Raw genomic sequence first — 8,530 nt, 5'->3', positions numbered from 1 at the left:
GCGGCCCGGCCAGCTCGGCCGTCTCGCCATAAGCATGACCGGCATTGAGGGCAGCGATATTGGCTTCCGCAAGGATCGGGTTCTTCTTGAACTTGGCGTTCAGCCAATCCACCAGCGGCTGGCGATCGCGATCGAACATCCACAGCGCCAGGCCCAGCGTCCACATGTTCTTGCAGCGCAACGCTTCCTTGTTGCCAAGGCCGAACGGCTTCACCGCCTCCAGCGTCAGCGCCGAGATGTCGAACGCCAGCACATCCCACCTGGCAAGGCTGCCGTCGTCGAGCGGGCTGACGTCGTACTTCGCCTTTTCGAGGTTGCGCTTGTTGAACTCGCCGGTGTCGGCGATCACCAGGCCACCGGGCTTGAGCGCCTGGACGTTGGTCTTCAGCGCCGCCGGGTTCATCGCCACCAGCACGTCGGGCGCGTCGCCCGCCGTGGTGATCTCGCTCGACCCGAAGTTGATCTGGAACGCCGAGACGCCAAACAGCGTACCCTGCGGCGCACGGATTTCCGCAGGAAAGTCGGGGAACGTGGCAAGATCGTTGCCGGCCAGCGCGGTCGACAGGGTGAACTGGCCACCCGTTAACTGCATGCCATCGCCGGAGTCGCCCGCGAAGCGGACGACGACAGCCTCTGGAGCAGTCGCATTGGCGGTCTTGTTTTCGGACACCATTACGACCGACGATCCCAGCAAGCAGTGCCTGGCTGATCAGCGAAACTGAGATGTCTTAGCGCGAGCCTGCTGACGCGCAGACCAAACGATCCAAGTCTTTTTGTTTCCATGTGCCTCTGTCCCGCGATTTGAAGGCGAGCTTGTAGCTTCGGTCGTCGCCAGCGCACCAGCATTCGCGCCCCCAAATCTGACTTATTATCCTTGCAATAAGATGGCTGAAGGGTGCTGCCATTTGTGGATGGCCCCTGCGCTGCAAGGGGTGAATTGAGCTGATGGGCTGATCTGTCGGGTTTGGTCATCTGTCCGGTCTACTGGCGCGGCGTGATGACCGCTGGCCCTGATGGTGTCCGCCGGCTAAATCCCTCTCAGTCCAACGAGCACGAAGCTCCTACAGCACCTCGGGTTGTCCCGGCCCATGCGGCCGCGTTCAGATCGTCATCACCAATTCAATGCGGCACCCTGACAGTTCGACGCGGGTCACCTTGTGAGCCGCGATTGTTCTCAGGCTGTTGATTGCCCCTGAGAAGTGACCCGGGATGTCAATCGGCGTGCAAACGGGACCCCCTCTCAACGATGGCAGGACGGTCAAGGAACGCGCCTTGCGCTGCGCGCGGCGTAGGGAGGGCCGAGCCCGACCGGAGGCGCGCAGCGCAAGGCATCTTAATCCCGGCGTGCGGCGGGGATCAGTTTCGGTTCTTGAAGCGCCAGCTGTCATTGCCGGTCTCGATGATGTCGCAATGATGGGTCACGCGATCGAGGAGAGCGGTGGTCATCTTGGGATCGCCGAACACGGTCGGCCATTCCCCGAACGCCAGGTTGGTCGTGATGATGACGCTGGTTTGCTCGTAAAGTTTGCTGACCAGATGGAACAGCAACTGCCCGCCTGAACGGGCGAAGGGAAGATAGCCAAGCTCATCAAGCACGACGAGGTCGAGCCGGGAGAGCTGGGCGGCAAGGGCCCCGCTTTTGCCGATCCGGGCTTCCTCTTCGAGGCGGGTCACCAGATCCACAGTATTGAAGTAACGCCCCCGCGCTCCGGCGCGGACGACATTGGCGGTGATGGCGATGGCCAGATGGGTCTTGCCGGTGCCAGTGCCACCGACCAGGACGACATTGCGCCGTGCGGGCAGGAACGCGCCGCCGTGCAGCGAACGGACCAGCCCCTCATTGATCGGCGTCCCTTCGAAGCGGAAGGCATCGAGGTCCTTCACCACCGGCAGCTTGGCGGCCGCCACCCGGTATCGGATCGAGGCCGCGTGACGGTGCGTTGCCTCTGCGCGCAGCAGATCGGTCAGTATCTCCATCGTTGTGCGCTGACGCTGGAGCCCTGTGGTGACGGCCTCATCGAACGCGCCGGCCATCCCTTTGAGTCCGAGCCCGCGCATCGCGTCGATCATGTCATGCCGCTGCATGAAAGTTCTTCAGTTGGTCGTAACGGGCACAGTCGGCGATCGGCGGATGACGCAGGGGGTTGTCCTCCGAAGTGACGATCGTCAGCGGTCGCGGCGGTTCGCGGCGTCGTGCCAGGATATTCAGGATCAAGTCGTCGCTCGCCGTGCCGGTCGCCAGCGCCTCCCGCACAGCGGCCTCGACCAGTTCCAGGCCATCGGTCAGCACGGCCGCCAGCACGCGCACGAACCGCCGATCGGCATCATCGCCGCATCGCACGACAATGCGGTCGGCATAGGCCCGGACATACACCGCCCGCGATGCGCACAACCGCATGTGCGCTACCTTCACCCGCATCGGCTTGCCGGCGATCTCGACATCTTCATGGCTCCAGTCGAACTGGTAGGCCTCGCCGGACTGGAACAGCATCGGAATAAAGGCCGTCGTCCCGTCGCCGAAATCCCGGCGCCGCTCGACCTTCCATCGTGCGGCATAGCGGCGCACGGCATCGTAAGAACCCTCGAAACCCTCACGCACCAGAAGGTCGTGGATACGGGTCATCCGAAGCCGGTCACGCCGGCCCCGTAACTCGTTCTCTTCCAGCAGCACATCAAGCCGATCCTGAAACGGACCGATCCGCGGCAGCGGCTGAACCTTGCGTCGATAATCAAATGCGCCTTCCGGCGCCCGGATCGCCTTGCGGATCACCTTCCGCGACACATGCAGATCACGTGCAATCGCCTTGATCGCCTTCCCGCCGGCATACTCACGCCGGATACGAACCACTGTCTCCAAAACCAACATCCCGATCTCGCCGCATGAACTTCCACGCGGCTGTGTACCCGAGCCAGCTCGCGCTTCAGCTGGCGGATCTCGGCATCCTTGCTCGCATCGCCGGATACGACCTTCGCCAGCTGCCGCTTCCACGCATACAGCGAGTGCGCACTGACCCCGAGGCGTTGCGAGACCTCCGCTACCGGATACCCGCGTTCGGTGATCTGGGCCACCGCATCACGCCCTTCGGCAAGCTCAGGAGAGGCTTGAACTCATCGCTGAAATTCGGCTTCCCCATTATCGCCTCCTGTCCTCAAAATTAGGATCGAAGGCGTCCAGAAATCTAGGGGCTACTCACTGCGCGCTTGTGCAATGACCATGCGGAACATGGCGATCGCAACGGAATCCTCGTCGACTGGTAGTGCGACCGAGGCGCAGGCGGTCTCGCAAATATCGTTGATTAAGCGAGCCTTGGAGACCTTGCGGCCGACCAGCGACCAGGCCTCGCGCGTGAATGCCTCCTGACCGAGCGATGTCATGCTCACCGGGGTAGGAAACCGCTCGAGCAAGGCCAGGAACCAATCCGACCGGCTGTTGCCGGCGAACCGCTCGATCTCCGGGAAGTACAATGGAAGGTAGTGCGTCAGGATCCGGTGCCAGGTCTGGGTCTTTGCCATTGGAAATGGCCTCGTGCGTCTTCGACATCTCCTGCAGATCGTTGATGCCGGCGGCGAGCGGGTCGACATAGCGCTGGGTGGCGCCGACCCGCAGCATGTGCAGGATGACTTGCGCGTCTTTGGAATCGTTGTTGCATTTTTATAGACTGAGCCGACCTACCTTTACCGACGAGCCGGTTTGGAAAAATCGCCGGTCAATTCGGCCCGATAGATTCTGGCGCGTCGCCCGTCACGGTCGTGCGCGACGATGTAGACCGCGCCACTACCGGGCTCGATCGCCATGCTTGTGGTCCCGAGAAACTCTCCTTGTTCCCGATCAGGGATCAATATCTGGCCGATCGGGACGCCGCGGGGATCGAATACAAGAACCCTGCCTTCAGAATAGAGGGCCGCGTAGAGGTTGCCACGCTCATCGGACCGCAATGAGTCGACCTTCGCGGCGGTAAAGTGATACGCGAACGTCGCGCCATAGGGAGCGATCTTGCCCGGGGTTGCAAGATCAATGCGGTGGAGGATACCCCTTCCAGTCTCGGTGGCCCACAAGATTTTGTGATCGGGACTGAGTGCGACCCCGTTCGCGAGCGACATGCCGGTGAGGAGCGGCGTGACTGTCTTCATATCGGGGGCGACATACAAGACCCCGCCGGTCAGCTCTGCGGTGTCGCCCCGCATGTCGCTGAAATAGAACCCCCCCTCACTGTCGATAGCGATGTCGTCAGGAACATAGCCCGCACTCGGTTCGATGATGACCTGCTTGCCGGAGCCGTCGGGCTTAATCGTGAAGACCGTCCCGCCGTCTGCCGGATCTGTGAAGCCAGCAACGAAAATACGCCCGTCCGGGTGAATGGCGATGCCGGCGATGCCGGACGGATTATCACTCAGGACCGTTGTCAATTCGCGGTTCGGGGAGAGCCGCAATATACGGCCGGTGACGCAATCAACGAAGAGGAGGTTGCCCTGCTTGTCGAAGGCAGGGCCTTCAAGGATGACCTTGCCGCCTTTGCCGCCGAGGGCCGGTGTCTTGTCATCGAGGGAAAACCAGGGCTTGGCGACAAAAGTGGGGAGGTCCGCTTCACTCGGCGGGATCCGGGGCTCGGGGCTGACCTGCCCCATTGGCCATGCTTGGCCGGACCGTGCAGCCTCTGACGCCAGAGAATCTGCCGACGCTGGAACGGCTAAAAATGCACTGGCCGACGCGGCAATCAATCCAAGGATCTTGGGCACAGTTATTATCCTCTCGCAGCATTGGGCGAATTATCGGTCTGACTTCTGGCTGCAGACACACAGCTGACGACGTCAGCGTCTAGGTTACCTGTCCGCCCAGAGTTATGAAGATGTTTTTCCTACTCTCGTTCTCGCGGTGCCCTCTATATTCTGGTTGTAATCAAAGAAGGCCATTGGACCACGATCATGTTGCGTTGCCACGCGGCTCCAATACCTTGGCGACTGAATATGATCTCGATGCGGTCGTGCTGCTCGTACCGGCTGCTTTTGAATTTGAAGGGCAAGGACCGAGATTTTCGGCCGGGAGTGCAGCGCAGTCTCCCCGAGGAGACTGAATCCCCGCCAATCCTGAATCCTGAGCCTAGCGCGGATACACGGTCAAGCCGCGCGTTCTAGTGAGCCTGCTATACGAGGGGCCTTCCGCGCGGCTCCAATGAGGAGAGTACGCTGATGCAGCCAACGCTTGTGGACCGTCCCGCCAAGGCGAGGCCGAGTGACTGGTGGGCGCTGATTTTGCTGGTGTTGTGCTATGGCCTCTACAACGCCGACAAGGCTCTTGTTCCGGTCCTCATCGAGCCTCTCAAGGCCGAATTCCAGCTGAACGACACGCATATGGGCCTCCTTTCGGGCCTTGCCGTATCACTGCCCTTCACCATTGCCTGCATTCCAATGGGCATGCTGGGCGATCGCATCAACCGCCGCAATCTTCTGGCAATGCTCGTCGGCGGCTGGAGCTTAGTAACCGGACTGACGGCATTCGCCGCCTCAGCGCTGGCGCTGTTCGTGTCGCGGGCCGGCGTCGGGTTTTTCGAGGCCGGATTCACGCCGGTAAGCCTCTCATCCCTGACCGATCGTTTTCCCCCCACAGTGCGATCGACCGCGATGGGTATATTCAACCTGGGAGCGGGACTGGGCCTGTTTATCGGCATGGCGATGGGCGGATTCGTCGAAGTCTATTGGGGCTGGCGCGCAGCGTTCCTCGTGGCGGGAATCCCCGGCCTCATCCTGGCTGCTTTGCTGCGGCTCAACACCTCGGAACCAAAGCGCGGGCAGTTTGACGATACCGCCGCCCCTGTCACCGCGACCAGGCCGACGCTGCTTTCGGCCTTTGAATTCCTCATGCGTGACAAGGTTTTGCGCAACATCGCCATGGGTATGACCTGGGGTGGTTCGATGCTGGCTGTATTTGGGACGTGGACGCCCAGCCTGCTACGCCGCACTTTCGACATGAGCGCATTGCAGGCAGGCGTCCAGTCAGGTCTGATCGTCGGCGTGGGCGGGGCGCTCGGCGCGGCCGCTGGCGGCTTCATCGCCGACCGCCTCGGATGTCGGGGCTTGGCCGCCAGAATGCTCGTGCCGATCGCCGGCACGAGCATGTCGCTGCTGATTGGCGCCATTGCCCTGCTCGGAAACTGGCACCCGTTGTCCGCTTTGGCCCTGCTCAGCCTCGCCGTGTTCTTCGGTCAATTCTACCTTGCGCCGGGCTACGCTACGGCCGCCACACTTGCCGGGCCGGTGCGGCGCAGCGTCACACTCGCCATCTTTCTGGTCAGCTTCAACCTAGTTTCCTATTCGCTGGGTGCTGCCATCGTCGGCAAGATCAGCGACCTGCTGACAGGACGCTTCGGCAGCGAAGCGCTGCGCTTTGCCTACATCCTTTCTTTTCTGATGTTCGTGCCTGCCGCGCTGCATTTCCTGCGAGCGCGCCAGCACCTCATCCGCCAGAGCCAGGCGGGGGGCTCCGCGCAAGCCTGACCTTCGTCGCCAAACATGGCCATCATCGTAAGCGCCGTGCTGCCTCACCATGCCGACATGAAGCACGGTGCCGGTTGTCAGACGAAGTGAGAAACTGACCCCCTCCTGAATCTGAGAGCTGACCCCTTCGGCTGATGAAGGGAAAGACAGAAGACGAATGGGGGCCAGAGTTTCCTGCACGGACAATGGCTGTGCAGGGGGAAGAGATGCTTCAACCCGACGAGGTTGCCGCGATGGCGCGGCTGCGTGAACTTGGTTGGGGGCTAAGCGGCTCTCGAAGGAGTTCGGCTGCGCCCGCAACACGGTGCGTCGGTATCTACGCCGGCGGCGCGGTGCCGTTCGCGAAGCCGGAGCGCAAGACGGCGTTCGATGGGCTATCGATGTCACATGACTGGAAAGCTCGTCGACCAACCTTGGTACATCATGACCATCGGTCGCCGCGAATGGACCCATGGGTTCTGATCAGTGCAGCTTAGGCCGTGAACCCATAAACATATTCAGTCGACAGAGGGGAGTTCTTGCTCAACCGCAGCGATGATGGCGTCGACAAAGGCCTGTGGCGGCGCGTAATGGTGTTTACTGACGTAGTGAAGGACAAGCACCGGCGCGACGTAGGTGAAACCATCATATCCCTTGACCCAAATCTCTCCGTTACCCCTTGTTTCGGGAGCAGCTTCGAGCATGGGGATGCCACCTGACGAGAGGGTCATGACGGGGCGCGGGCACAAATCGCAGAGGTGGCTACCCCGACAAAGGTTTACCGGCTCTGCAGCCATTTTTCTCAACGCGCTGAGAAACAACTCGTCCGGGACCGCCACTGGTATTGTGTAATCAGAGCTCAGCCAGCCAACGTTTAGGGTAGCCGGGTCCGGTTCGGCCCCTCCATAGGTGAAAGGCGTCAAATCAGGGAAATAGCTCATAAATGGCAGTATACATGGGCGACTGCCGCCGGTCACGCTCTCGCATAGAGGCTGACAGCTTCCATTCCGCACCGCTTTCTGATTCAGCGTCGGCATGAGCCGATATGACCTGACCGACTTCGAGTGGCGCGTGATCGAGCCCCTGCTACCTAACAAATCCCGAGGCGTGCCGCGTGTAGATGATCGCCGCGTGCTGAACGGCATCTTCTGGGTGCTGCGATCAGGCGCTCCATGGCGCGACCTACCCGAACGCTATGGTCCGCGCACCACTTGCTATAATCGGTTCGTGCGATGGCGGAAGGCAGGTGTCTGGGATCGGATGATGGACGCGATCACCGTCGCCCACGACGGCGACATCCAGATGATCGACAGCACTTCCATCCGGGCGCACCAACAGGCTGCGACGGCAAAAAGGGGGATCGAGATCATTGTCTCGGTCGTTCCCGAGGCGGCCTCACGACCAAAATCCATGCGGTCGTCGACGGGCAAGGCCTCCCGATCCGGCTAAGCCTGACCGCTGGGCGAAGCCACGATGGGCAAGCGGCTGACGGTCTGCTTGCCCATGTAGACACCGGAACTATCCTGCTGGCTGACAAGGCGTACGATGCAGATCGCATCCGGGCTTCCCTCCGCGAAAAAGGAGCGTTTACCAATATCCCGCCTAAGTCCAATCGCAGATCGAAGCCGTACTTCAGCACATGGCTCTATCGCGAGCGCAACCTGATCGAGCGCTTCTTCTCCAAGCTGAAGCATTTCCGCAGGGTTGCTACACGATACGACAAGCTCGCCGAAAACTTCCTCGCCATGGTCCAACTCGCTTCAATGCGACTGTGGCTCCGTGTTAATGAGTCTACGGCCTAGTATAAGCACTGTCCCGATGGACCGGACTGTCGCTTATTTTGGCGACCGCCGCGTCGAGCCTGATCCCAACACCGTCGATCGGTCGACTGGTCGTCGATCGCAAGAGTGCGATCTTCAATGGTTCCGACGAGGGCGACGACAACTGGACAGTGAACGCCACGCCTAAGGAGACATGCAAGACATCGGGCATCAACCGTAAGCGTAGCCGCCGCCCCACCTTGCGGGCTTGAAGCGCAGCGTCGAGTCTCCGCGCCCTG

The 8,530-nt window shown here is 61.2% G+C and carries 7 protein-coding genes and 3 pseudogenes; 3 read left to right on the top strand and 7 right to left on the bottom strand.

Annotation, left to right across the window (positions count from 1 at the left end; genetic code table 11):
* From IE122_RS17890 to IE122_RS17865, 6 genes and pseudogenes are all read right to left on the bottom strand, one after another.
* Window positions 1-673, bottom strand: a 673-nt coding sequence (locus IE122_RS17890) for a 2-oxoacid:ferredoxin oxidoreductase family protein (protein ID WP_189622594.1), incomplete at its 3' end; no start/stop codon positions are given.
* 683 nt (window positions 674-1,356) lie between these two features.
* The gene (gene istB / locus IE122_RS17885) at window positions 1,357-2,085 is read right to left on the bottom strand and encodes an IS21-like element helper ATPase IstB (RefSeq protein ID WP_189622593.1); all 729 of its coding nucleotides are present in this window, start codon (window positions 2,083-2,085) and stop codon (window positions 1,357-1,359) included.
* Window positions 2,072-2,866 (bottom strand): transposase, encoded by a 795-nt coding sequence (locus IE122_RS17880; protein ID WP_189622592.1) that lies wholly within the window; start codon window positions 2,864-2,866, stop codon window positions 2,072-2,074. The genes istB and IE122_RS17880 overlap by 14 nt, the downstream gene beginning before the upstream one ends.
* A gap of 35 nt (window positions 2,867-2,901) precedes the next feature.
* Window positions 2,902-3,134, bottom strand: a pseudogene (locus IE122_RS17875) (transposase); the annotation flags it as partial.
* A 61-nt stretch (window positions 3,135-3,195) separates the two neighbouring features.
* Window positions 3,196-3,643: pseudogene (locus IE122_RS17870) on the bottom strand (IS110 family transposase); the annotation flags it as partial.
* A 32-nt stretch (window positions 3,644-3,675) separates the two neighbouring features.
* Window positions 3,676-4,737 (bottom strand): SMP-30/gluconolactonase/LRE family protein, encoded by a 1,062-nt coding sequence (locus tag IE122_RS17865; protein ID WP_229814383.1) that lies wholly within the window; start codon window positions 4,735-4,737, stop codon window positions 3,676-3,678.
* Window positions 4,738-5,187: 450 nt separating this feature from the next.
* Between IE122_RS17865 and IE122_RS17860 the strand changes: the two genes are divergently transcribed.
* Together IE122_RS17860 and IE122_RS17855 are read left to right on the top strand one after the other, a co-directional pair.
* Window positions 5,188-6,492, top strand: coding sequence for an MFS transporter (locus tag IE122_RS17860; protein ID WP_189622591.1), 1,305 nt, complete (start codon window positions 5,188-5,190; stop codon window positions 6,490-6,492).
* Window positions 6,493-6,626: 134 nt separating this feature from the next.
* Window positions 6,627-6,899, top strand: a pseudogene (locus IE122_RS17855) (hypothetical protein); the annotation flags it as partial.
* 90 nt (window positions 6,900-6,989) lie between these two features.
* Here IE122_RS17855 and IE122_RS18660 read toward each other — a convergent pair.
* Window positions 6,990-7,412: a DUF7919 family protein gene (locus IE122_RS18660; RefSeq protein WP_444544225.1), complete on the bottom strand. Its 423-nt coding sequence runs from the start codon at window positions 7,410-7,412 to the stop codon at window positions 6,990-6,992.
* 94 nt (window positions 7,413-7,506) lie between these two features.
* On the opposite strand from IE122_RS18660, the gene IE122_RS17845 reads away from it, so the two are divergent.
* Window positions 7,507-8,273, top strand: a protein-coding gene (locus IE122_RS17845) for an IS5 family transposase (RefSeq protein ID WP_189622589.1) whose coding sequence is annotated in 2 segments (ribosomal slippage) — window positions 7,507-7,819 and window positions 7,819-8,273 — 768 coding nt in all. Because the reading frame shifts where the segments join, the coding sequence is not laid out codon by codon here.
* Window positions 8,274-8,530: the final 257 nt, after the last annotated feature.

It is taken from the genome of Novosphingobium colocasiae, from assembly GCF_014652555.1.
In the GTDB taxonomy this organism is placed as follows: domain Bacteria; phylum Pseudomonadota; class Alphaproteobacteria; order Sphingomonadales; family Sphingomonadaceae; genus Novosphingobium; species Novosphingobium colocasiae.
This window is presented reverse-complemented; position numbering and strand designations above follow the sequence as displayed.